The organism is Paenibacillus allorhizosphaerae, from assembly GCF_042659105.1.
Taxonomy (GTDB): domain Bacteria; phylum Bacillota; class Bacilli; order Paenibacillales; family NBRC-103111; genus Paenibacillus_G; species Paenibacillus_G allorhizosphaerae.
Genome location: NZ_JBHSRV010000004.1, coordinates 244635 through 269359, shown reverse-complemented (window position 1 = coordinate 269359; position 24725 = coordinate 244635). Strand labels below are relative to the sequence as shown.

Below are 24725 nucleotides of genomic sequence, written 5' to 3'. Positions count from 1 at the left end.
CCTATTGCTTCATTTTATACTTTTTTTACACTTCGTTTAGCGGTGTTTTATACATACCGGATAGGATGGGAGCTAGGCCTATTTCTGATGGTAACGAAGCTATGAAAAGGAGAGATGGCAATGGCCCGCTTATCGATGTCCGCGAAGAAGTGGATGGTTTTGCTTCACATTCTATTTGCCTCGATCATGCTCGGCAGTACGGTGGTGGTCTTGATTTTAAGCATTACGGCGCTGAATACGAAAAGCAGGGAAGTACTCCAATCGTGCTATACCGTCATGCACCTGTTATCCAGAACAAGCATGAGGGCGTCGACCATCGGAACGACGCTAACGGGAATCGTGCTGTCGGTCACAACCCATTGGGGGCTGTTCCGCTATTATTGGATTATCCTGAAGGAAGCACTAACCGTACTTGCGATCGGCACCGGCGTGGTCGGATTTTATTTTTGGACATTGAACGGCGTTACCGTCGTTTCCGCTGAAGGGCTTGGCGCGGTTCATCATACGGATTTTATGGTGAACGAAGTCCGGCTCTGGGTTGGCATCGTACTGCAATTGCTGTCGCTTGCGGTCATGTTCGCCGTATCGGTGTTTAAACCGTGGGGCAAACGAAACGACGATATTCATTCCCCGGGGGCGCCGCAAAAACGTAAGTAAACACAACGGAAGTGAAAGGAGCCCCTACTCCCCCTGCCGCCAAATCCATTATACTTGTGGGCAGAAGCGCCGGGTCTCACGTAAGGACTTGGCTTTTTTAGCTATCGCCCTATTGCGTCTTCAGGTGAATTTTAGACAAAAACAAGTGAAGATGGTACATGTTCGTTCACGGAGTCCAGCGTTTACATTGGGATTATAGGACGAGACTGCCTAGGGGGGAGCCAAGATGAGTCGTATTTTTATCGTAGACGATGAACCGATGATTTGTTTGGGCTTGCAAGAGATCGTGAAGGAATATGACCGGTTTGAGGAAGTGCACACCTATTCGGATGGCCGTTCCGCGCTTACGGCGATACTGGCCGATCCGCCGGATCTCGTCATGACCGATATTCGCATGCCGCGCATGAACGGAATCGAGCTTTGCCGGCAAATTCGCGAGCATCATCTGGATACGAAAGTGATCGTTCTGTCCGGATACGGGGATTTTCATTATGCGCAGCAGTGCATGTCTTACGGCGTGAAGGAATATTTGCTGAAACCGGTGACGGAGACCGAATTGTACCCTGTACTCGATAAAATCGTGAACGAGGGAAGCGGGCGCACCTTTTCGCTATCCCGGTTTGAGGCATGGATGGAGCAGATAGAGGAAGCGTTGTGGCTGGCGCAGGAGAAGCAGCTGGAAGTTGTGCTGGCAGCGGGCCGGAGCGAATTTTTTGAACCGACAGGCGGGGGCTTCGCGCTGCCGCTGCGGATGGCGGTCGACGGACTGGAGCTGCTCGCCAAAAAGCTGAATGCCCGAGGCATTTACAACTTTGAAATCGCTTCCGAACTGCTCCGGACGGAACCTTTCGATGCGGACGCGTTTCATGCGTTCTCTGGTCAAATAGATGCATGGCTGCAGCAGCTGTCCGAATACCGGGGCGGCGGCCAGGTCAATTTTTTCGAAGCTTCGCTTGAGTTTATCGACCGGCATTTGTGCGAGGACTTGACGCTGGAGACGGTAGCGGCTCGGCTCGGCCTCACGCCGACGTATTTCAGCCATTATTTCAAGAAGATGTCGGGCGAACCGTTCGTGCAGTACCGGCTGCGCAAAAGAATGGAAGAAGCGAAACGGCTGCTGTCGATTCCGCATTATAAAATCATCGATGTCGTGGCGGAGGTCGGCTACGACAGTTATCCGCACTTCTCCCGCATTTTCAAAAAGTCGATCGGCTGTTCTCCCACCGAGTACCGCAGCATGCTTGGCATCAAATGATGAAAGGCGGCATGGCGCGGCGCATATATTTTTATTTCGTGGTCGTCATTGCGCTGACTTCGGTGACCGTCGGTGTTACCGGGTATTGGCGTTCGTCCAAAGAGCTGGACAATCAATATCAGGCGCTTTTGGCGCAAATCGTCGATAATGCGGTGCATCAGACGGATCTGTATTTGAAAGGCTACGAACGGGCGACGTTGTCGATCCTGACCTCGGCGCTGGTGAAAGATGCGCTCAGCTCGAAGCCGGACAAATCGAAAGTCAGCGAATTTTACGTCGTCGAAAACATGATCAAGCAGCAGCTGTTCCAGACGGTGCTGATTAATAACCCGGAGATCACCATGGTGTATTTGGCCGGTTACAACGGCTTTCGGGCAATGGATTTCAACGTGCAGGTCACCCCGTTCAACTACAAGGCGTTCGATGAATATATCGAGCAGTTGAAGGAAGACACGCGGGACGACGGCGGATTGACGATCCAGGATTCCGGCTTTCTGGACGGCCATTTGACGCTGGCGCGCAAAGTGTCCGATCGTCAAACATCTCGTATGTTCAAGGGCGTCATGGGGTTCGAGATGCGCATCAACGAGTTGAAGACGCTGTGGAAAGGGATCCGTCTGGGAGAGACGGGGTATTTCTTCATCGTCAACGATCGCGGTAAAATCATTTATCATCCCGATAACAAACGAATCGGCAAGCAGCTCGCCGGGCGGCAGTTCGAGGCGGTCAAAAGCAACACGAATCGCGTGTTTGAGCTTCCGGACGAACCGGACCGCATTTTTTTTAGCCGCCATTCCGACTATTCCGGATGGAATCTGGTGGCCAGCATGTCGCTTAGCGAGCAGCGGGAGCCGGTTGCGGCCCTGCGGCAGACGACGATTTACGTAGGTCTCGGCACGCTGCTGATCGCTCTGTACCTCGCGTACCGCTTCGGCCGTTCGATCGTGAAGCCGGTTCGCCGTCTGGAATACGGCATGCGCCAGACGGAAATCGGGCAGTGGACGAAAGTGCCGCTGACCGGTAGCCATGACGAGATGGACCGGCTGATCTCCAGCTACAATACGATGGTGGAACGGCTCGAGGAGCTCGTAGATCGCGTGTACGAGACCGAACTCCGGAATCAGGAGCATCTGCTCAAGCGTCAGCTTGCCGAGTTCCAATCGTTGCAGCTGCAGATCAACCCGCATTTTTTGTACAATACGCTTGAGATCATTATTTGCTATGCCGTCATTCAAAAGTCGAGCGAGATCAAGGAGATTGTCCGTTCGCTCTCCTACATGCTGCGTTATTCCGTCCGCACCGATTTGGAGGAAATTACGGTGGCCAACGAGCTGAAGCATATGATGCATTTTATAGCGATCATGAAATTCCGCATCGGCCGCGAGTTTGAAGTCGATGTCCGCATTCCGCCGGAACTGCTGCTCAAATCGATGGTGCGCCTGACGCTGCAGCCGCTTGTAGAGAACGTGTTCAAGCACGCGTTCCCCGACGGCATTGAGGAGCATCACTTGATCATCGTTAACGCTTGGTGCGATCAGAGCGACTTTTATTTGACGGTAGAAGACAACGGCTCGGGCATGTCTGCCCATCGGCTGGCCGCGCTCCGCAAAAGCTTGCGGCGATCGGCGGATCAATCGACGGACGGCAGCATCGGCCTCGGAAATGTGCATAACCGGATTCAAATGGTATTTGGAGCACGGTACGGGCTTCGGGTAGAAAGCAAAGAGGGCGATGGCACCCGCATTACGATGCACATGCCGGCCGCAGGAACAAAAAAAGTCATGTCAGGTTAAAACAGCGCAATGCGTGCGCTCCGGCCGGAAGGATATGCTTCTATATAAGCTGAACGGAACAAACAAATTGCCGGGAGAGGGGGACGTGTGTTGGGCAAACGCGGGAAATCGCTGTTCGTATGGCCCGTGGCGGCTGCGTTTCTGCTCTTGGGGGCTTGCGACGGGGCGAAGCCGGAGAACGGGATGGGCGATGCGGACAAAGCCGCACAAGTGACGGAAGCGGGCGTTCTCCCGATCACCAAACAAAAGACGATGCTCCGGGTGATGGTCAGAGGCTCGGGCAATGTGGAAAACTTCGCGACGAACGAATTTACGAAATGGCTGGAGGAAAAGACGAACATCCAGATCGAATGGGAGGTTGCTCCGGAAAAAACATACCAGGAGAAGCTGAACGTTACGCTTGCCGGCGGCGATTATCCCGATGTGCTGCTCAATATGGGCATATCTCCGAATAAACAGTCGATCTACGGCAAAGACGGCGTGTTTCTGCCGCTGAACGACTACATCGACAAGTACGGCGTAGAGACCAAGAGGATGTATGCGCAGGTGCCGTACGCCAAAGAGTTGATGACCGTCCCGGATGGGAACGTCTACGCGCTGCCGCAGATCAACGAGTGCTATCACTGCGCATACGGCCAAAAGATGTGGATCAATCAAACGTGGCTCGATGCGCTCGGTCTGCCGATGCCGGCCACGACGGAGCAATTCTATGAGACGCTGAAAGCGTTCAAGGAACGCGATCCGAACGGCAACGGCAAACCCGATGAAATTCCGCTCATCGGTGCGATAAACGGACCTTCCACGAACCTGGAGCATTTTCTGATGGGAGCGTTCATCGAAAAGGACAACAATTTGAAATATATACGCGACGGCCGAATTCAGGTGGCGTACAATCAACCTGAATGGAAAGAAGGGTTGTTGTATTTGAATAAGCTGTACGAGGCCGGACTGATCGCATCCCAGTCGTTCGCGCAGGATCGCAACCAACTGAAGCAGCTTGGGACGAGCCCGGGGTTTGAGGTACTGGGAGCCGTTCCTGCACAGAACCCGACCGTCTTTCTGGATGCCGATTCCCTGCGAATCAAAGATTATGTGGCGCTGCCGCCGCTCCGCGGACCTGCAGGCGTACGCTCGACTTCATTCAACCCGTACGCCATGATCTACGGCACCTATGTCGTTACAAACAACGCCCGCAATCCGGCTGCGGCATTTCGGCTCGGAGATTTCCTGTTGAGCGAAGAAGCGACGATGCGGAGTACGATCGGCCGGCCGGGACAGGAATGGGAGAAGGCGTCCTCGGGGGAGCTAGGGCTGGACGGAAGGCAAGCGAAGTGGAAGCAGCTCGTTACCTTCGGCAAGCTGCAAAATGTGCACTGGGCGCAGTACGGCCCGAGTCTGCGCACCAACGAGTACCGGCTTAGCCAGTACGCCGACCCGAAATATCCGCTCGAGATCACATTGTATAACGAGACGGAGCAAAAGTACGAGCCGTATCGCATGGACCCGTCAAAAACGGTCCCGCCGTTATTTTTCACAAGCGAGCAGGCGGAAGAATTGACGAATATCGATAAGGCGATTACGGACTACCGCACCGAGTTTTTCGCCAAAGTCGTTACCGGGGCGGTGGATATGGAGAGCGAATGGAACCATTATTTGAGTACGCTTGATAAATTGAACTTGAACCGCATGCTCGAATTGTACCAACAAGCCTACGATGCTTCCAGATGGAAGAAATAGAAGAAGCCCAATACCCATGTCCGTCAATAACGCTGGACTAGGTTATCGGGCTTTTCTTACAAGCAAGACTTCAAATGGGCGATAGATGCTGGAATATCCTCCGGCTCGATGCCGCCCTCGAAGGATACATTCGAGTAAGGCTTGTATTGCTGGAGCAGCTGCATGAAGAACGGGTAATCGACGCAACCGGTACCCATGCGAACGTATTTCTTTTTGCCTTCGGGGGTGAAATCCATATCTTTCACATGCGCGAGCACGATCCGGTGCCCGAACTGCCGGAACGCATGCTGCAGCACCTCGTGTTGGCGGTCGATGTTATGCGCTTGAAGCAAGTGGCACGGATCCAGGACGACGCCGATGTTCGTAGAAGGCACTTCTTCCAGCATCCGGTGCATCAAGTCCGCGCTGTGGATCACCTCGGTGCCCGAAGGCTCGATGCCGACGGTAACGCCCCATTTCTCGGCTTCCTCGGCCAACTCCTCCACGACGATGCGAAGCTGCTTCCATAAGTCTTCTTCTTTATGATGTGGATAAGCTTCGAGGTAAGTCCGGATCGTTCCGGTCTCCGTGGCGACGACGCTCGCGCCGAAATCTCTGGCATAGCGCAAATGCTCCTTGAAGCGCTCGATCCCGTGCCGGCGTTCCTCCATGTTGGGGTGAATCGGGTTAATGTAGCAGCCGAGCACCGCAATTTTTACGCCCTGACGGGCAAACGTATCGGCCACGTGATGCGCGAGCCCCGGGCTTAACCGGCCGAGACCGGCATCCAGGTCGGTGAGCGCTTTGGACAGTGCCAGCTGAACGAATTCAAAGCCGTATGAGCCTGTACGGCGGGCCAGTTCGTCGCACGTCGTTTTGCCTAAATTATGTGCCAATATTCCGTAGCGCATGTGGTGGCCTCCTTGTAACGTCATATGGTTAAAAATAACATGGTTCACCGGTACAGGCAATGTGCAGCTGTTAACTTCTTGCTCGCAAACGCGGGTTCGTCCATGTAATCGCTTGCCTTGTCGTACGGCGGGATGTACTGTAAATAAGAGAAACTCCAAATACGAAGCAAAGCAGGTGCTGAGAATGAAAGTATTGATTCTGGGAGGCACGGGCGTCATTAGCCGGTGCATTGTAGAACAGCTGTTGGCCCAAGGCCATCATCCGGTACTGTTTAACCGCGGGACGAAGAAGGAGCTGTTTCAAGATGATGTCGAGTGGATTACCGGCGATAAGAACGACAAGGATGCATTTCAATCATTAATGCAGCCGCACCGCTTTGATGTCGTGATCGACATGATCTCTTTTAACGCTTCCGATGCCGGCCTGACCGTGCAAACGTTCAAGGAACGCGCGAGTCAGCTCATTTTCTGTTCAAGTACGGCAGCGTACAAAAGGCCGTTCCGCACCATTCCGGCACAGGAGGATGCGGAGGCGCTTGTGGACGATCCGGTGTTTCCGTATGCGTACCATAAAGCGGAGATGGAGCGCTATCTGCATACCGTTATCGCCAAAGGCGAAATTCCGGTGACGATTATCCGGCCTTCGCTGACGTTCGGCATCGGCGGAGCCAATATGGGCGTGCTCCGGCAAAACGTCAACCTCGTGCACCGGATCAAAAGCGGCAAACCGCTCGTGATGTTCGGCGACGGCACCGTGCCGTGGAGCTTCACCTTCGCTCCGGATACGGCCAGCGCTTTTGCTGGGGCTGCAGGGAATGAACGGACTTACGGGCAATCCTATCATGCGACGAATGAAGATCTGCATGTATGGGAAGACCTGTACCTGGAAATCGGCAAGCTGGTCGGCCGCGAACCGCAATTGGTTCATATGAGCTCGCAGCTTCTGCATGAAGCGAATCCGGGATTGTTCGCGCATTTGTATTATGAGAAGCAGTACAGCGGCTTGTTCGATAATTCCAAGATTAAACGGGACATCCCGACGTTCCGCAACGGCATTACGCTAGCGGAAGGGCTGGACATGATGCTTCGCTGGTTTGAACGGGAAGGGCATCCGGTCGAAGCGGAGAAGGACCGATTGGAAGACCGGCTTGTCGAGATGTATCACCGTTTCGGGAACGAGCTGAAAGCGTTATTTTAAAGGAGGCAGCACGAACGATGAAATACAGACAGCTTGGCAACACCGAACTGAAGGTAAGCGAGATCAGCTTCGGCACGTGGGCAATCGGCGGCTCGTGGGGCAGCGTAAACGACGCGGAGTCGCTCCAAGGCTTAGAGCGCGCGATGGAAGAAGGGGTCAACTTTTTCGATACCGCGGACGTATACGGAAGCGGCCACAGCGAGCGGCTGCTGGCACGGGCGACCAAAGGGCGGGAAGACCGGATATATATCGCAACGAAGTTTTGCCGGGCGGCGGACATTCACGACCCTGCCGTCTATTCCGAGGCATCGGTGCGTGCGTTTTGCGAAGCGAGCCTGAAGCGGCTGGAGCGGGAGCGCATCGACCTGTATCAAATTCACTGTCCTCCCATCGACATCTTGCGCGACGGATCGGTGTTTGGAGTGCTGGACAAACTGCGGCAGGAAGGGAAAATCCGCGAATACGGCGTCAGCGTCGAAACAGTAGAGGAAGGGCTGCTCTGTCTGACGTATCCGAATGTAAAAGCGCTGCAGGTGATCTACAACATTTTCCGGCAAAAGCCCGAGCGGGAGCTGCTTCCGAAAGCACATGCGCAAGGCGTCGGTATCCTTGTTCGTTTGCCGCTGGCCAGCGGGCTTTTGACCGGCAAGTTCACGGAACGCAGCACATTTGATCCGGAAGACCATCGAAGCTTTAACCGCAACGGCGACAGCTTCAACGTCGGGGAGACGTTCGCCGGGCTGCCGTTCGAGACGGGGGTGCAGCTCAGCCGCAAACTGCAATGGATCGCGGATGGACGGGGCAATATGACGCGGGCCGCGCTCCGCTGGATATTGGACAATCCGAACATTACGTGCGTCATCCCCGGATTCAGAAACACGGCGCAGGTGGAAGACAATCTCGGTGCGCTGAACGTGCCGTCGTTTTCCACAGAGGAGCGGGGCAAGCTGGAGGCGTTGTATGCTGAGGAAATACATACCCGTATCCGAGGCGCGTATTAAAGAGGGCCCACTCCGGCGGCAGCAGTTGATTGCGCGGTATGCGCAGCATGTTTTCAAGACTTGGCGGACCGGTTTCCGTCAAGTCTTTTTTCAAGTAAAACACCGGCTTTTTGCCCGTAAGCAAAGCGTTTCAGACCGCTAGTGCTCCACCATCGAACCATGCACTTGTTTTATCGCGACGGCATCGCTCGCAAAGTTTTTTTCTTTCAAATTTTATGCCGGAACGACAGGAAATCCCATTCGTTCTGTCGTATTGATTAACTATTATGACGCGCGCATATGGAGGGTATGATGACAAGGTTTGACAAGGAGCTTGCTTTTTTGCGGGAACATAAGGGCGCGATAATTGGAAATTGGCAGGTGAAGATCCGCAACGCTTATCCCGGCTATTACGAGGGGGATACGCTGCTAATTGAGACCGGGCGCTACTTTGAGTACATCACAGGGCTTCATATCCCCAAAGAACAACACGAGATTATGTCCAACGCTCCAAATTGGGCCAAACGGCTGGTCGAGAACAACATACCGCTCCACCATATTTTGCGAAGCCATCATTATTGGCGAAGCGCGATGCATGAAGTTTTGGGCGAAAGCCGTGAGCTGGAGGTTGGTCGCGTACTGATCTTGCTGAATGAGCTGGAAGACCGGATGCAGTATTATCAGGAAACCGTATGTCACATCTTTTTGGAGTTGACCAATGCGAAGCTGAGCGAACAAGAGCGCGCGATTATTCAGCTGCACGACGACCGTTTGAATTTGATCGGCAAAATGGCGGCCAGCATGGCGCACGAAATCCGAAATCCGTTAACCTCCATCAAAGGATTTTTGAAGCTGATCCGGGAAAACATGACGAACGAGGACGGCTCGAAAGTATACCGTTATTTGAATGTAGTGGAAAACGAATTTGAAAACATCCATATGCAAATTACCGGTTTGCTCAGCTTTTCGAAGAAAAGAGTTATGGAAGAGCCGTTCGTGCAGGTGACGCCCAGACAACTGCTGGACTCGGTCGTCTCGCTGCTGAACCCGCGATTTTTGAACGAAAACGTGAATTTATCGATCGAACTGCTGGAGGAGGAGCTGCTTACGATTCAGAAAGTGGCGGTGCAGCAGGTCATTTCCAATATTATTAATAACGGGCTCGATGCGCTGACCCACGTCAAGCACGACAAAGAAATGATGATCCGCGGTTATGTGGAGAGCGAAACGTATGTCATCGAATTTACCAACAACGGTCCGGCCATTCGCCCGGAAATTCAAAAGACGCTGTTCGAGCCTTTCGTAACGGACAAGGTAGAGGGGACTGGACTGGGCCTCGCGATTTGCAAAACGATCATGCAGAAAAATAACGGCGGCATCTCGTTTATTTCCGTAGATGAGCGCACGACGTTCACGCTGAACTTTCAAATTCGCGAAATGCGCGAAGCGTGAAAGCTTACTTTTGTCCAAATGAAGCTTACTAAAATCCATTCTTCCTGCGGAAGGCTTGAGGTAAAATATAAGTCTATGTTAAAAGGAGAAGGGATGGGTCCGAATGCAGCAGCGCGAGCACAAACTGTGGTACCGGGAAGCGGCGAAACGATGGCCCGAGGCGCTGCCGATCGGCAACGGCCGGTTGGGCGGAATGATTTTCGGTACGGTGAGCCAGGAAAAAATACAATTGAATGAAGATACGGTCTGGTACGGCGGACCGAAAAAAGCAAACAGTTCGGAGGCGCTTCGGCATTTGCCGGAAGTGCGACGTCTGCTGATGGAAGGAAAGCAGCAGGAGGCGGAGCATCTCGCCCGCATGGCGCTGATGTCCGCGCCCAAATATTTGCATCCGTACCAGCCGCTCGGCGATTTATTGTTTTATTTGCCGGGGCACGATCGGACGCCGGAGCAATATGTTCGCGAGCTCGATTTGAATACGGCGACGGCCAAAGTCAGCTATGTGCTGGACGACGTCCGGTATGAGCGCGAATATTTCAGCAGCGCGGCAGATCAGGTGCTCGTGGTGCGTTTGACGAGCGATAAGCCCGGCGGGCTGACCTTCGGGGCGCATCTGATGCGCAGGCCGTTCGATGCCGGTACGCACGGTGTCCGTAACGATACGATTGTGATGGACGGCGAGTGCGGCAAGGAAGGCGTGCAGTTCGCTGCGGCCGTGAAGGCGGTTGCCGAAGGCGGCAGCGTTCGAATCATCGGCGACTTCATTTCCGTGGAGAAGGCGGGCCGGGTTACGCTGCTGATCGCGGCGAATACGACGTTCCGTTACGCCGATCCCGAGGCGGTTAGCCTGGAGCAGGTGGAAGCGGCAGCACTCAAGCCTTACGAGCAGCTGAAGCGAGAGCATACAGCCGATTATTCGCGGTACTTCAACAGGGTTCAATTCAGGCTGGGGACGGCGTCCTCGGCGCTTACGGAATCGGAAGCGGATAAGCTTCCTACGGACGTGCGGCTGTCAGGCATGCAGGAAGGAAACGATGATCCCGGTCTTGTCGAGCTGTACTTCCAGTTCGGGCGTTACTTGCTGCTGTCCTGCTCACGGCCGGGGACGCTTGCGGCAACGCTGCAGGGGATTTGGAACGACAGCTATACGCCGTCTTGGGAGTCCAAATTTACGATCAACATCAATACGGAAATGAATTATTGGCCGGCCGAAGTATGCAACCTGGAAGAATGCCATGAGCCGCTGTTCGACCTGATCGAGCGCATGCGCCCAAGCGGCCGCGAAACGGCAAAAACGGTATACGGCTGCAACGGCTTTGCCGCGCATCATAATACGAACTTGTGGGGCGACACCCACATTGAGGGCATTCTGGTGAGTGCGTCGATCTGGCCGCTCGGAGCGGCATGGCTGTCCCTGCATTTATGGGAGCACTACCGGTTCGGACTGGACGAATCGTTCCTTGCGGAAAGAGCGTATCCGGTCATGAAGGAAGCGGCGCAATTTTTGCTTGAGTATATGATAGAAGATGAGCAGGGGCGCTTGCTGACAGGGCCTTCGATTTCTCCAGAAAATAAATTCATTCTGCCGGACGGTACGCGCGGCAATCTGTGCATGGCTCCGGCGATGGACAGCCAGATCGTGCACACCTTGTTTGAAGCTTGTCTGGCCGCAGCATCCGTCCTGCGGACGGACGAGGCGTTCCGGGAACAGCTGCAGGCGGCGATGACGAAGCTTCCGCCGATCCGGATCGGCAAACACGGGCAAATTATGGAATGGCTTGAGGATTATGACGAGGCGGAGCCGGGGCACCGGCATATATCGCAGTTGTTTGCTCTGCACCCAGGGGAAATGATCCATCCGCAGCGCTCGCCGGAGCTGGCGCAAGCCGCCAAGCGGACGCTCGATCGCCGGCTTGCGCACGGCGGCGGGCACACCGGCTGGAGCCGCGCCTGGATCATCAACTTCTGGTCGCGGCTCGGGGAGGGAGACGTCGCTTACGACAACGTGAAGGCGCTGCTCGCCAAGTCGACCTACCCGAATATGTTCGACGCCCACCCGCCATTCCAAATCGACGGCAACTTCGGCGGCACGGCGGGGATCGCGGAGATGCTGCTGCAGTCGCACGGCGGGGAAATCGCCTTGCTGCCGGCGCTGCCTATGGCTTGGCCCGACGGCGAGGTGACAGGGCTGCGCGCGAGAGGCGGCTACGGCGTAGACATTCGCTGGTCGGGCGGACAGCTTGACAGCGCAGTGCTGCGGGCTAAGCGCAGCGGCATATGCCGGGTGCGCACGCCGCATGAGCTGCGCGTCACCCAAGACGGGCGAGCGGTTGCCTCCGTATATTCGAATGCCGTATTGGAATTCCATGCAGCCGAAGGACAGACCTACACGCTGCATACATAACAAAGAAAAGCCGCATGCGAACTGCCATGCGGCTTTTCTTTGTGCGGCCCGAATCATTTATAAGCCTTGCCCCTGGTCAAAATGCAGGGAACACCGTGGCCGATCGCGCCCGGTTGGGACATTTTTTCCAAATAACGTAGGCCCCGGCTGCATTTCCGGCATTTCTCGCACACATCGGAAGTGACCACCTTCATATTGAACTGGTTTTTGTCAATGGAGGAGGGAGGGGTACCTTTCTTGGGCGGTTTTTTCGCTTTGCTCACGATGCTCAACTCCTACGGCTTTGTTGACAAGCGGCATCGGCTAGCCCGATGTAACGTTGTAACGTTTTGTTGACAACTGACATCGGCAAGCATGATGGATCAGTTGCAACGTTTTGTTGACAACTGACATCGACAAGCCTGATGTAACAGTTGCAACTTGGATAATGCATAGTATGGCAGGCGGCTGTGTTTTGCAACTGGCTTGGCTCGGGGCAGATGGAGCGTATTTTTTGTGTTCGGGCGGAGGGGAAGCAGAAGTGCGGCGGGCTCTATTTTTGTTTTCCGCCCAAAAATCCATTATGATAAGAAAGGCGGACAGTACAGTTCCATGTCTTCGAATCGTTGATAACGTTCCGAAGGTCATGATACGGGTCGGAGGGGAAAAGAATGAATAGAACGTTTATCGGTCTCGGCAGCATTTTCGGATTTTTATCGGTCGCGTTGGGGGCTTTCGGCGCGCATGCGCTTAAAGCAAGCCTGGCGCCGGACATGCTCGCCAATTATCAGACAGGCGTGCAGTACCAAATGATGCATTCGCTCGGTCTGATCGCCGTCGGTTTGGCATCGTCCGTGCTGCAAGCAAGCGGACATTTGCGAAGAGCCGGATGGGCGATGGCGATCGGCATAGTTGTATTTTCCGGTAGTTTGTATATTCTCAGCATTACGGGAATTAAAGCGCTTGGCGCGATTACGCCGATCGGCGGCGTTGCTTTTTTATTCGGCTGGCTGTCGTTTGCACTCGCAGCTTGGCAGAAATCGAAATAACGGAATGCGCGTTACCTCCCAATCGGCCGATGGCCGGTTATTTTTTTGGGATGGAAGTAAAAAAAGTCCGGAACCATATTTCAGGCTCGGACTTCATTCTAGGCTTCGAAATCGTCGATTTCGTTAATTTTTAGCAGATACACTTTTTTCTCATCTACGTGATAGACGGTCACATTGTCACTGGCCGGGTCCGTGCTGATAATGCGGCACGGAATGCTTAGCTTGATGCCTTTCCCTTTGATGACGGTAAGACGGATGAGCGTGCCGCTATTTTGGAACGATTTGAGCTTATCCCAGATTTCGAGATAGGGGTTTGTTTCGGTCACGGCGGCTTTGCTTTTCTTGCTGCCGTCCTTGCCAGCGGAACCCGATCCGGCTGCCTGAGGCTCTGAAGTTGTTTGCGCGATGTGGGCTGCTTTCTCCTGGTTCTGCTTCATGATTGCATCTTGCAGCGCGGTATCGATTTTTTCGCCCAAAGCAATGCCCTGCTTAATGTCGTAGTCTTCGATCGGCTGCGAATTCAATAGATGCAGTAAAGCTTCCAGAGCTCGGCCGTTGGATCGTTCTTCGATCATGATGTCCACGCTAAAAAGAAATTTGCGTTTTTGCGGATAATCCGGACGTTGGCTATCCATCGACGGCTCCTCCTTTCGTATTTGAACATTACCAATATACCATTTTTTAAATTAGGAAAAAAGAACTAACATTCACATGAGATGGAAAATATTATAACGAAACAGGGCAGAGGTGGTCCACGCGGAAATGACACACAGGTCACCGGCGCACAGCATATAGTACAATGAAATGCTTGCGAAGGAGGATGCTTGGACATGATGCGGATGGAACCGGTCGATTTGGAAGGCCGCACTGCACTGGCTATCGAGGTGAAGCTGCCCAAGACGACGCTGCTCGTCGTAACGACGGATAAGGGATATATCATGTGCGGAGCATTGGACGTGGGGCTGCTTAACGAACGTCTGCGGGAGCGGGGCATTATTGCGGCACGGGCTACGGGTGTAAAAACGATTGAGGAACTGCTTGACGCCCCGCTGGAATCGGTTACTTACGGTGCGGAAGCGATCGGCGTCGTACCCGGAATGAAGGGGAGAGACGCTGTAGCGCTTATGTTTTGAACGCTGCCCGCTGCGGTGCGGGCCGACTTATAGACTGCCGGTCTTGGGACCGACAGTCTTTTTTCATGTGCGGAGGCTTGGTATAATGAATGAAAAAGCGGAAGGGGAGGGGTCCGACTTGCATACCGATACGTTTCGTTTTGCGGATACGGAAGGACGGGACATCTTCGTTTACCGGTGGGAACCGGATGAAAGCGAAATGCGCAGCGAGCCGAAAGGAATCGTTCAAATCGCCCACGGCATGGCGGAAACGGCCGCCCGCTATGAAAGATTGGCGCATAAGCTGACGGAAGAGGGCTATATCGTATATGCCAACGATCATCGGGGACACGGACGAACGGCGAGTAATCCCCACGAACTGATGGTCGTCGGCGAGAACGGGTTCGAACGAATGACCGAAGCGATGTCGTTGCTCACCGACCGGATCGCAGCGGATCATCCGGGTCTTCCCGTGTTTCTGTTCGGCCACAGCATGGGCTCGTTTTTGGCGCAGCAGTATATGTACAGGTACGGAAGCAAACTGCGTGGCGTCATTTTATCGGGGACGAGCGGCAAACAAGGCCCGCTGCTCGGACTAGGCATCAAGATTGCGGAGAGCCTGTGCGCGAGGAAGGGAGCGGAACACCGCAGCGAGCTGTTGATGGGGCTGTCCCTTGGCAGCTATAACCGGGTGTTCCGTCCGAACCGCACGGCGTTTGACTGGCTGAGCCGCGATGAGGCGGAGGTCGACAAGTTTGTGCAGGACCCGCTCTGCGGCGCGCTGCCGACGGCGGGTTTTTTTCGGGACATGTTTCACTGTTTGAACGACATCCACCAATGGACTCATATGGATCGAATACCGAAAGAACTGCCTGTCTATATTTTCTCGGGCGACCGCGATCCGGTCGGGCGGCAGGGCAAGGGCATCAAGCAGCTCGTCAAGATGTATAAGAAGCTTGGCTTGTGCGACGTCACGTGGACGCTGTATCCCGACGGCCGGCATGAAATGCTGAACGAAATCAACCGCGACGAGGTGATGCGGCACGTGGTGGAATGGCTCGATCGCAAGCTGCCGCAATAAACGGCAATCTTGCGATTCGAGCGATTTAAGCTTTTCGCGCGGAAGAAAAGCAACCGCTAATCGTTGAGTTTATGTTCGTCGAAGCGCATGAACCCGAAGCTTTTTCCTAGCGGATGGACTCGGCGATCTGCCGTATTTCCTCCTCGGTAAACGGAGTCGGCTGCACATTGCCTACGCCGGAGGCATAGCCCGAGATCACGAATTTCCACCCGTCTCGTTCAAAATACAGCGTATAGCCCGGAAACTCCTGCACGGCAAACAGCTTGGCGGGTTGTCCCTCCACGGTCGTTTCCTTTACCATGGCTTGCGCCCTCGATTCGGCGGAAAACGACGGGACGGCCGGTTCCTCATACTTGGCGGTCACGTCGAGCATCCGTTCATGGGTCCGTATAGAGAAATAATAACCCGCGATTTGTCCGTGATCCGTCGTTACATTGTATTGCTTGTTCAGTGCGCTCTTTTCATACTCCACAAGCTTGCCAGGGACAGGGAACGGCGTACCGGTGCTTTTCGCTGCGTCTTCCAGCGTAGCATACGATTGGGCCTCGTCCCATTTGCGCTGCACATCCCAATGATGGAAGATCGAGGCGTGATCGCGGTTGTTTTTAATAAGCTTTACCACGATAAATTCATTGAGCGCGGCGCGTACCGACGGCGTGAAGCCGATCGGCGCGGCAAGCAGCAAGATCGCGGCTGCAATACACAAGGTCCGTACTTTTATGCGGCTTAAAGTCCGCAAGCCGGCCTCTGTTTTGCCGGTATACCGGTCCCAGACGTCATCGAAAGAAACGGTAGGCTTGCGTTCCGCCGCTTGAGCGTTTAACGTTTGTTCAATAGCGCACGTATGCGCACGATGGTTATCCTCGATCATATAGTTCTTTCCCGCCTTTCCGATATTGAAAATATTCGTTTTGCGGCATCTGCTTCCGCAGTCTTGTCAGTGCGGCATGCAATCTGGATTTGCACGTTCCGACTGGAATATCTAGCGCTTCCGCCGCTTCGCCAAGCTTAAGACCGGCATAAAAGTGCAGTACGATCACTTCCCTCAGCTTTCGGGGCAGCCGATCGATTTCTTTACGAAGCTCGGCCTGTGCTTCTCCTTCCATCACTTCTCGCTCGACCGAACGCTCGTCCGCTTGATCCGGGATTATTCCCAGCAGTGTCAGCCATTTGTGCTTTCGCACCGTGTTGCGCATCGTATTGAGCGTAATTTTGTATATCCATGGCTTGAAAGGATTGTTCGAATCGTAAGCGTCATATTTGCGGAAAGCCTGAATAAACGTCTCCTGCGTAATATCGTCGGCCAGCGCTTCCGATTTGGTCAGCAGCCATGCGGTTCTGTATACATAGGGCGAATATTCCTCGAACATTCGCCGCGCCGCTTCTTGCGAAATATGCAGGGTCATGATGCCGCGTCCTCCTTTCGTTCGTCTTGTCACTCTATATACACGGCGAATTGAAAAACAGTTCGTTTTATTTGCAATGTCTTCCTCCCACTATAGCCATCCGCGATCAAAAATGGAACTTGCCGCGGAATGTGTACACGCAGAGGCATGGAAAAGAAAAAGAAGCGCTGCAGTCCTATTATTTCGTAATAAAGTCAGGCCGGCTGGGCGCTATACTTTGGCATATGCGGAAGCGAAAACTTGTTGGGAAGGTGTCAGAATGACGGAGCGCGAAAAGAGGCTGCGGCGAAAGCGGGTATGAGCAGACGGAAGCTGCTGGCTTACGTTATTAAATGATCATCCGAGATGGAAGACGGCGGGAGCGTCATTGCGTTATGTAACGGATTTCAGGCGCATTTGCTGCCGGCGGGCGGCGTCATAGCAGTCCGAATGCAACAGGAAAGCGCCGTACGCGGACGGCTGGACACCAGCATCCGTGCACGGCGCTTGTTTTTTTGGTGCGGATTAAACAAAAAACAATGATTACGAAAGGTCCGGTATAACGATGTCAACCTCATGGCGCGTTTCCGACGAGCGCAAGATTCCATCGATAATCGCCTGATTGAATAAAATTTGCTCTGCAGGAATCGGGGCCGGACGATCTTCGCGGATCGCATTCACAAAATCGTTCACTTTCTCAAAGAAGCGATCGACTTGATGCTGGAGCACCGGGATGACGGTTTCGGCATGGCGGCCGATTTCGTCATGGTACAGCGTAATCGAGCCTACGCCGCCGTCCCATACGCCGTTCCACGGACTGCCGTTATAGGGTGTGGTCACCTTCAAGCCGGCGTCCGTGCCGAGAAAGTAGGAGGCGCCGAGTGTATCCATATGCATAGCCCACGAGATTTTGAACTGCAGCGTAATGTCTCCCTCGAGGCGGATGAAGGCGGCGCCGAAATCCTCGACCTCGAAGCCGGCCGCTTCTTTGTGGTACTTTGGATTCGTTCCGAAGTAATTGGCAGTGACGGCCGAGACGGTGAGCGGCTTCGGATAGCCAAGCGCATTCAGCGCCATATCGAGCGAATAGCAGCCGATATCGGCCATTGCGCCGGCGCCGGCGAGCTCCTTCTTGATGAATGTGCCGCCCGGCATGCCCCGGCGCCGGCCTCCGCCGGTCTCAACGTAATACACTTTGCCTAGCCGGCCGGACTGAACCAGCTCCTTGATGGCCACCATATTGGGGTCGTACCGGGGCTGGAAGCCGACGCTGAGCATTTTGCCCGTCCGTTTGGACGCCTGCGCCATCTCGACGCCTTGCTGCAGCGTGACGGCGAGCGGCTTCTCCACCAGCACGTGCTTGCCGGCTTCAAGCGCATCGATGCTCGCCCGGTGATGGGCGACGTTCGGCGTGCAAACGCTCACTCCGTCGAGGTCAAGCTCGAGCAGACGGTTGTGATCCTCAAACGCCGCAGCGCTGGTCAGCTCCTGATCGGCAATGAATTGCGCAGCTTTGCCGGGAACGACGTCCGCCACGGCGACGATGTCGACGCCGGGTATTTTTTTGTAAGCCTTTGCATGCGCGCGGGCAATGCCGCCGCTGCCGATAATGCCGATGCGGATGTTCGATTTCATTCGTATACGACCTCCTGTCCCTTAACGGGGATTCGTCTTTGCTTTCATTATAACGGAGGGCCGTAAGGCGGGTAATCCGAGGACGCGACGCACGGTGTGTAAAAAAACGACATCGGCGGACGAAAGAAAGCCGCTGCCGGTTCGCATCTTGATACGGTTCGGCAGCGGCTCATGATAGGACTTGACATAGTTTCATACGGACACTTGGAAAGTTCCTGCTCGGAAAAGCTCCGTTGCTTTGCAAACGGCAGGTAGCGAACGGATGCGGTCGCTCCTTTATAGGTCGAAGAGCTCGATCTGATCTTTGGTTAGCAGCCTGTCGCCGGCCTTGGCATTCGCTGCGGCTTGTTCGGGTGACTTGGCGCCTGGAATGGCGACGGCGGCCGTAGCGTGAGAGATGACGAAGCGCAGCGCAGTCGTCGCCATATTTTCGCCTTCAGCCAGCACGCGTTTGATGTGATTCACCTTGCGCACGCGTTCCTCGAACTGCTTCCGGCCTGCGCCGTCCGGGTTCCAGCCGCTGCGTACGCTGTCGGTAAACAAGGAATCTTCCGAGTATTTGCCGGACAGCAGTCCCATAGCGAGCGGGCCGCGGACAAGCACGGCGATGCCGTGCTGCTCGCAATAAGGCAAAAATTCCTCCTCGGGCTGCCGGTTGACAAGGGAGTAATCGACCTCCACTACACGGCATGTGCCGTTCGCGTTAAATCGTTTGAGCACGTCAAGATTGTTGGTGGAAATGCCGTATTCCCGGATTTCCCCGTCTCGCTTCAAAATGTCAAAGCCTTCAAGAAACACCGAAGGGTCTTGGATATCTCCCACATGGCAAAGCATTACATCGACCCAATCCGTTCTTAGCCGGTGGAGCGATGCATGCGCGCAAAGTCTGATCATATCGGGAGTCGTTAATGGAACACCTTGCCCGGTTCGCTTGCCGAAGTTGCCTATTTTGGACACGATATAGGCGTTATGACGTTGGCCGCCGAGCGCTTTGCCGAGACGCTGCTCGGATAAGCCGTTCGGGATTCCGTAAGACTCGGCCGTATCGAACAGATTGACGCCATGGTCAAGCGAAGTGCGAATCGTGGCGTAGGCTGTTGCGTCATCGACTTCGCCCCATTGATTCCCGATATTCCACGTACCGAGCCCGATAGCCGAAACTTGCCATCCCGTACTTCCAAAACTGCGGTAAATCATGAACTTCACTCCTGTCGATTGGGATAAAAAAGCGTGCCTTCTTTCGTAAATTTACGGTGCCTAATGGATGGGATCATCATAATAATAGCAAAATAGCGAAACTTGAATATACTCGATTTTCTTCTTATTTCTTGCCTTCCTATCCTGAATGTCTGTCTTACGACAGACATCATCTTACGGCATTACACGTCCAGCACGACCATTTGATGGCACTGGAAGGAGGGGACCTCGAAGCGCACGGTCGTACCGTCTTGCTCGAACGGAAGCTCCTGCTGCTGAGGGGCCAAATAGACGCGTTTCACCCGTTCCTGCAGCCTTAGCGTCACCTTCGTATCCGGCACGGGGAGCAGGTCTTCGATTACCTCGATGCCGCTGCCGCGTTTGACGGGCGACGCATACAGCAGATGGTTCACGTAGCGGGACTCCGCAGGCTGCTTCATCAGCGTCACGATGCCTTGCGCCGGCAAGCTTGTCTCCAGCGTCTTGCGATTCGCAAGCAGCCGGTTCAGCGCATACAGCACCGTCTCTTTGAGGGCCAGGCTCCCTTTCGTTGCGTAGTCTTCGAATACGTTCCACGCGAAATAGATGCCGCGCTCGTTCTCCACCATGCCGGGTCCGTTATGTTTGCCCGTGCTCGGCGTATGTTGGTGCGAGCAGAACGTAAAGACGTCCCGGTTGAAATACGGGTACTCCCGGTAACCGAGCTCGCTGCCGCCGGCAAGTTCCACCTGTTGGCCTTGCGAGTAAAAGACGAAGGAGGCCGGGCTGTTCCAGCTGCCGAGTTCAAATCCCGGGCGGAAATAGTCGGGCTTGTACGGGCTTTCGCCGATATACTTGACGCCGAGGTCGACGGCGAATTCGGTGCCCGATTCGTTCAAGCCGGAGCGTCCGGTCGCGAGCAGCTTGCCGCCTTGGCGGAGATAAGCGTTCAACTTGGCCGCAAGCTCATCCGAGAGCTGGATGCGGTCCGGCAAAATGACCGCTTTGTAAGGCGTCAGATCGCTTTCCTTATCAACAACATCGAACAATATTTTTCCTTCGAGCAGCATCCGTACCGCTCCGGCGTCGGAACCTCCCGCACGGTCTTCCCGTTTCTCTTCCGCCGCCGACAAGACGGCTTCCACGCTGATCAGCGCCACATCGGCTACGCTTTCGACTCCGGCGCACCATGGCTCTTTCCGTTCCACTTCGCGGTAAGCGGCCCCAATCAGCTCGTACGTAGCCGGGTCCATCGCGCCTTCCGGATGCAGCTGGTCGCCGATGGAACAGCGGGCGCCGTTAGCGATGCTCAGCGCCGTCTCGTAGCGGAGCGCATTCGGGTGCTTGTAGCCGCCGAATTCGCCCCAAGTGGTGTGAAACTTGCCGGTCATGCCGAGATACGGCATTCCTAGCCCCTGCGCGTAGCGTGCCGACAGCGGAAAATGGTCGTAGCCCCATCCGCCCGTCGGCAGCGATTCGAGCTCCAGATGCGAATTCATTTGCGCCAGATCTCGACGTCCCCTGCGAATATGCCCGCCGTTATGGAATACCGGCAGCCCCGGCTTGATCGCGTCGATCGCTTCGCGTACCCGGCGGGTATAATTCGCGTAGGTGCGTTCGCCGAGCGCGAGTACGGCCGCCGTATCCCGCGGATCTTTGCCTTCGGAACGAAGTTCGGCCACGCACGTATGGCAATAACATTTGCGCACCCCTACAATGTCGAGAAAAATACCGTCGGCGTCATACGCGCGAGCGACCTCTTCGATCTGGGCGATCAAAATGTCCAGGTAAGGGGAGTTCAAGCAAAACTGGTGATAGCCGGGCTTCATAAAACCGTCCACCCAGTTGGTGTTGTCGCCCGAGTCCCGGAGAAGCCATTCGGGATGGCGTCGCGCCAGCTTCTCGTCGAGTCCCGCGGATATGTATACCGGCGTTTTGACGCCGATTTCATGGGCGGCCTCAATCATGGCGCCGAGCAGATCGAAGCCGAGGCCGGGATGCATTTCGTTCGCTTTCGTCGGATGGTACGCCCAGCCGTGGTGGCATTTGGAAAAGACGGTGATCGAATCGACATGTCCGAGCTGCAGCATCGCTAGAAATTGCTTCTTATCGAAGCGGGAGCCGATACCGGGGATGGCTTCGGACGTATGGAAATCGAGATGTACTTGGCGGAAACGCATGGAGCACACTCCTTTTTGGGCGAATAGGTTCCCTTTCAGCATAAAGCGCTTTCGGTACGGGCTATAGGGGAACGACCGACTGAAAGTAGCACATTTCCGACTATATCGATCATTGCTCGCATGGGGGCGGGCATGTACAATGAGGTAAAAGCACAATCGGTGACAGGAGGGGTTCACCCTTGGATTGTTTGCAGCTTCTCATCCCGCCGCTGCCGCAGTTTTTGACGGCTGGCCATTCGGTGTGGAGGCCCGGGATGCGCCATTTTCCCCGAACGTTTGATGTATATGATCTGTTAATCGTATGCAGCGGCACGTTGTATATGTCGGAGGAAGACCAAGAGTATGAGATTTCCGGGAGCGGCATGCTGCTCCTGGAGCCGGGGCGCGCCCATATCGGCTACCGGCCTTGCACGGAACCGACGGAAATTTACTGGCTGCACTTTTCCCACAGTCCCGCCGTTCAGCGATTGCCGGAGAAGTCCGTCGCTTGGTCGGCGGTTGTGCGACAAGGCACCGATTCCGACCAAAGTCCGGTCGACCAATATTTGTACCTGCCGAAGCACGGCCCGGTCGAATTGAATCCGCTCCTGCCGATGCTGGAGGAGATGCTGCGTTTGCGGAGCTCGCTTACGATGGAGCATGCGATTGATTTGCAGGTTCTGCTCGGGAAGCTGCTGACGCAGCTGCAATCGGGACTTCGCGGAAACCGAAGGGGGAGCCGGTCACTTGCCGTAGCCGATCAGGTGAAACGGTATTTGGAATCGCGGCTCGCCGAGCCGTACCGGGCGGAACGAATGGCGGAGGCGCTTCATTTTGACGTCGATTATGCGGCCCGGTGCTTGCGGAAGCATACGGGGCTAAGCCCGCTGCAGTATCACCACGTCATCCGGATGGAGGAAGCGAAGCGGCTCCTCCGTCAAACGGGACTGCCTGTGCAGGCGGTGGCCGCACAGGTCGGCTACGCCGATTACAATTATTTTATTCGCCTATTCCGCAAAACGGTCGGCGCGAGTCCCGGCGTATACCGTCACGCGGCGAGCGGCTATGTGTGAGCCTGCGTTGTGCTGTGCAGGAAAGCGGGTATAATGGGGATAACAAACATTTGCCGAACGGGGGACGAGAGCGGTTGGACATTCAGAAAATTGCGGCGCCGCGCAAAATACATGAAGTGATTGCGGATCAACTCAAAGAACGGATCGTCGCGGGAGAACTGAAGCCCGGGGAAAAGCTGCCTTCCACCAAGGAACTGTCCGAGCGGTTTCAGGTAGGGCGCTCCACGGTCCGCGAAGCGCTCAGCGGGTTGAAGGCGATGGGGCTCGTGGAGAGCCGTCAAGGGGAAGGCAGCTACGTGCGCAGCATCGACTCGCAGGACGTGGAGCTGCCCGAATTTAATGCGCTGCTCATGAACCGGGAGACGGTGATCGAGCTGATCGAAGCACGGAAGGCGCTCGAAATTTCGAACGCCGCTTTGGCGGCGGAGAAGCGGACGGAAGACGATTTGCGCAAATTCGAGGCCGTGCTGAAACGGATGGAGGAGCATCTGGGCGACGAGGTGGAAGGGGAGCGGTCGGACATTGAGTTCCATCTCGTGCTGGCGCAGGCAACCCACAATTCGATCATGATGCGGATGATCGATTCCATTTCCTCGCAAATGCAGACGGCCATCCGTGAGACGAGGCGGCTGCAAATGTACGCAAGCCGCACCGTTTCGCACCGGCTGTGGCAGGAGCATTTGGCCGTATATGAAGCGATCCGGCGGCAGGATCCGGATGCGGCGCAAGAACAAATGCGCAGCCATCTGTTCCATGTCGAACAGGTGCTGATGCAATATTTGAAGCAATAGGGCGTCATTGCTCCGATTGACGCCGAAATTCCTGTGGAGTCAGCCCTTTTACTTCCTTGAATACTTTGGAGAAGGTGCGGAAGTTGTCAAATCCGACCTCAAGCGCCACTTCTGACACGGACATGGTGGTTGCAGACAGCAAGCTGGCGGCCCGCCCGATCCGGAGCGCATGCATGTATCCGACGAAAGACTGTCCGACATGACGTTTGAATAAACTGCTTAAATAACTCGCATTTCGATCCATCGTTTCCGAAAGTTTGGATAATGACAAAGGTTCGTTGTAATGCCGGTGTATATATTTCAGCATGTCCATGACGATGCCCGGTCTACCCGGGCTTATGCCGGGATCGGATGGGCCTTGGCTGTGAACCGTACGCAGCAAAAAGACGCAAGCTTCCGAAAGCTTTGACTTAATGATCGTATTTTTACCGAGCTGGTCGGAGTTGTACTCCTTGAACGTATCTTCCATCAGCTTGGAAAAATAGTTCAGCTGTTCTCCACTCAAATCGTAGTGCGACGGAAGCTCGCTGCCGATCTTTAAAATTTGATTGCGAACGATCGGATCGCAGCCGTCCGACAATACAATATTCAAATCAAACATACAACAATATTTTGCAAGCGCCGTTCCCGGCGGAATCACGATTTCATGCATGTGGTTCGGAAGCAGAAACGATACGGTACCCCGCTGCAAAGCATGGCTTTTCCCGTTCAGTCTTTCCTCTCCGGTTCCTTCGATAACAAGCGACAGCTCGGCAAAGTTGTGGTAATGAAGCCTGTAATTTTTCGTTAACCTGCTGATGATGACATAAAAGGGCAGATCGTCTTTGCCGAATTTTTTGAGCGTCAAGGCATCTTGGAATTCAAGAAAACGCGACACCGCTTTTTCCCTCCCTTAGGTGGCATCCCAATGTAAGAAAAG

General features: G+C 54.7%; 22 protein-coding genes. 13 read left to right on the top strand and 9 right to left on the bottom strand.

The window, feature by feature from the left end; genetic code table 11:
* Positions 1-120 precede the first annotated feature (120 nt).
* The 4 genes from ACFQI7_RS17570 (at position 121) to ACFQI7_RS17555 (ending at position 5442) form a co-directional block, all read left to right on the top strand.
* A complete protein-coding gene (locus ACFQI7_RS17570; RefSeq protein WP_218098135.1) occupies positions 121-657 on the top strand; it encodes a hypothetical protein in 537 nt (178 codons plus the stop codon).
* A gap of 226 nt (positions 658-883) precedes the next feature.
* On the top strand, positions 884-1912 hold the full coding sequence (locus ACFQI7_RS17565) for a response regulator transcription factor (RefSeq protein ID WP_218098134.1): 1029 nt from the start codon (positions 884-886) through the stop codon (positions 1910-1912).
* The gene (locus ACFQI7_RS17560; protein WP_230414777.1) at positions 1909-3705 is read left to right on the top strand and encodes a cache domain-containing sensor histidine kinase; all 1797 of its coding nucleotides are present in this window, start codon (positions 1909-1911) and stop codon (positions 3703-3705) included. The genes ACFQI7_RS17565 and ACFQI7_RS17560 overlap by 4 nt, the downstream gene beginning before the upstream one ends.
* 90 nt (positions 3706-3795) lie before the next feature.
* Positions 3796-5442 (top strand): extracellular solute-binding protein, encoded by a 1647-nt coding sequence (locus tag ACFQI7_RS17555; protein WP_218098133.1) that lies wholly within the window; start codon positions 3796-3798, stop codon positions 5440-5442.
* Between the two features lie 56 nt (positions 5443-5498).
* Here the strand turns inward: ACFQI7_RS17555 and ACFQI7_RS17550 are convergent, their stop codons facing one another.
* Positions 5499-6332 carry a sugar phosphate isomerase/epimerase family protein gene (locus ACFQI7_RS17550; RefSeq protein ID WP_218098132.1) on the bottom strand — a complete coding sequence of 278 codons (834 nt, stop codon included), beginning with the start codon at positions 6330-6332 and terminating at the stop codon, positions 5499-5501.
* Positions 6333-6516: 184 nt separating this feature from the next.
* On the opposite strand from ACFQI7_RS17550, the gene ACFQI7_RS17545 reads away from it, so the two are divergent.
* The 4 genes from ACFQI7_RS17545 (at position 6517) to ACFQI7_RS17530 (ending at position 12366) form a co-directional block, all read left to right on the top strand.
* Positions 6517-7530 carry an NAD-dependent epimerase/dehydratase family protein gene (locus tag ACFQI7_RS17545; protein WP_218098131.1) on the top strand — a complete coding sequence of 338 codons (1014 nt, stop codon included), beginning with the start codon at positions 6517-6519 and terminating at the stop codon, positions 7528-7530.
* Between the two features lie 17 nt (positions 7531-7547).
* Positions 7548-8531, top strand: a complete 984-nt coding sequence (locus tag ACFQI7_RS17540) for an aldo/keto reductase (RefSeq protein WP_218098130.1) — start codon at positions 7548-7550, stop codon at positions 8529-8531.
* 321 nt (positions 8532-8852) lie between these two features.
* Positions 8853-9962: an ATP-binding protein gene (locus ACFQI7_RS17535; RefSeq protein ID WP_230414775.1), complete on the top strand. Its 1110-nt coding sequence runs from the start codon at positions 8853-8855 to the stop codon at positions 9960-9962.
* A gap of 103 nt (positions 9963-10065) precedes the next feature.
* Positions 10066-12366, top strand: coding sequence for a glycoside hydrolase family 95 protein (locus tag ACFQI7_RS17530; protein WP_218098128.1), 2301 nt, complete (start codon positions 10066-10068; stop codon positions 12364-12366).
* A gap of 53 nt (positions 12367-12419) precedes the next feature.
* Here ACFQI7_RS17530 and ACFQI7_RS17525 read toward each other — a convergent pair whose 3' ends face one another.
* Positions 12420-12629: a hypothetical protein gene (locus tag ACFQI7_RS17525; protein ID WP_230414772.1), complete on the bottom strand. Its 210-nt coding sequence runs from the start codon at positions 12627-12629 to the stop codon at positions 12420-12422.
* A gap of 387 nt (positions 12630-13016) precedes the next feature.
* On the opposite strand from ACFQI7_RS17525, the gene ACFQI7_RS17520 reads away from it, so the two are divergent.
* Complete coding sequence (locus ACFQI7_RS17520) at positions 13017-13394, top strand: DUF423 domain-containing protein (RefSeq protein ID WP_218098126.1); 378 nt, start codon at positions 13017-13019, stop codon at positions 13392-13394.
* 98 nt (positions 13395-13492) lie between these two features.
* Here ACFQI7_RS17520 and ACFQI7_RS17515 read toward each other — a convergent pair whose 3' ends face one another.
* Positions 13493-14029 carry a hypothetical protein gene (locus tag ACFQI7_RS17515; protein WP_218098125.1) on the bottom strand — a complete coding sequence of 179 codons (537 nt, stop codon included), beginning with the start codon at positions 14027-14029 and terminating at the stop codon, positions 13493-13495.
* Between the two features lie 195 nt (positions 14030-14224).
* Here ACFQI7_RS17515 and ACFQI7_RS17510 point away from each other — a divergent pair, with 195 nt between their 5' ends.
* Both ACFQI7_RS17510 and ACFQI7_RS17505 read left to right on the top strand, forming a co-directional pair.
* A complete protein-coding gene (locus tag ACFQI7_RS17510; RefSeq protein ID WP_218098124.1) occupies positions 14225-14527 on the top strand; it encodes a YunC family protein in 303 nt (100 codons plus the stop codon).
* A gap of 85 nt (positions 14528-14612) precedes the next feature.
* On the top strand, positions 14613-15587 hold the full coding sequence (locus tag ACFQI7_RS17505) for an alpha/beta hydrolase (RefSeq protein WP_218098123.1): 975 nt from the start codon (positions 14613-14615) through the stop codon (positions 15585-15587).
* Between the two features lie 106 nt (positions 15588-15693).
* Here ACFQI7_RS17505 and ACFQI7_RS17500 read toward each other — a convergent pair whose 3' ends face one another.
* The 5 genes from ACFQI7_RS17500 to ACFQI7_RS17480 form a co-directional block, all read right to left on the bottom strand.
* On the bottom strand, positions 15694-16458 hold the full coding sequence (locus ACFQI7_RS17500; RefSeq protein WP_218098122.1) for a hypothetical protein: 765 nt from the start codon (positions 16456-16458) through the stop codon (positions 15694-15696).
* Positions 16445-16993 (bottom strand): RNA polymerase sigma factor, encoded by a 549-nt coding sequence (locus ACFQI7_RS17495; RefSeq protein ID WP_218098121.1) that lies wholly within the window; start codon positions 16991-16993, stop codon positions 16445-16447. The genes ACFQI7_RS17500 and ACFQI7_RS17495 overlap by 14 nt, the downstream gene beginning before the upstream one ends.
* Before the next feature lie 522 nt (positions 16994-17515).
* Positions 17516-18607 carry a Gfo/Idh/MocA family protein gene (locus tag ACFQI7_RS17490; protein WP_218098120.1) on the bottom strand — a complete coding sequence of 364 codons (1092 nt, stop codon included), beginning with the start codon at positions 18605-18607 and terminating at the stop codon, positions 17516-17518.
* A 276-nt stretch (positions 18608-18883) separates the two neighbouring features.
* Positions 18884-19804 carry an aldo/keto reductase gene (locus ACFQI7_RS17485; RefSeq protein WP_218098119.1) on the bottom strand — a complete coding sequence of 307 codons (921 nt, stop codon included), beginning with the start codon at positions 19802-19804 and terminating at the stop codon, positions 18884-18886.
* Between the two features lie 182 nt (positions 19805-19986).
* Entirely contained in the window at positions 19987-21963 is a 1977-nt protein-coding gene (locus ACFQI7_RS17480) for a beta-galactosidase trimerization domain-containing protein (protein ID WP_218098118.1), read from the bottom strand.
* A 179-nt stretch (positions 21964-22142) separates the two neighbouring features.
* Here ACFQI7_RS17480 and ACFQI7_RS17475 point away from each other — a divergent pair, with 179 nt between their 5' ends.
* Both ACFQI7_RS17475 and ACFQI7_RS17470 read left to right on the top strand, forming a co-directional pair.
* Positions 22143-23015 (top strand): helix-turn-helix transcriptional regulator, encoded by an 873-nt coding sequence (locus ACFQI7_RS17475; RefSeq protein ID WP_218098117.1) that lies wholly within the window; start codon positions 22143-22145, stop codon positions 23013-23015.
* 74 nt (positions 23016-23089) lie between these two features.
* On the top strand, positions 23090-23806 hold the full coding sequence (locus ACFQI7_RS17470) for a FadR/GntR family transcriptional regulator (RefSeq protein ID WP_218098116.1): 717 nt from the start codon (positions 23090-23092) through the stop codon (positions 23804-23806).
* A 4-nt stretch (positions 23807-23810) separates the two neighbouring features.
* Here the strand turns inward: ACFQI7_RS17470 and ACFQI7_RS17465 are convergent, their stop codons facing one another.
* Entirely contained in the window at positions 23811-24683 is an 873-nt protein-coding gene (locus tag ACFQI7_RS17465; protein ID WP_218098115.1) for an AraC family transcriptional regulator, read from the bottom strand.
* Between the last annotated feature and the right edge of the window lie 42 nt (positions 24684-24725).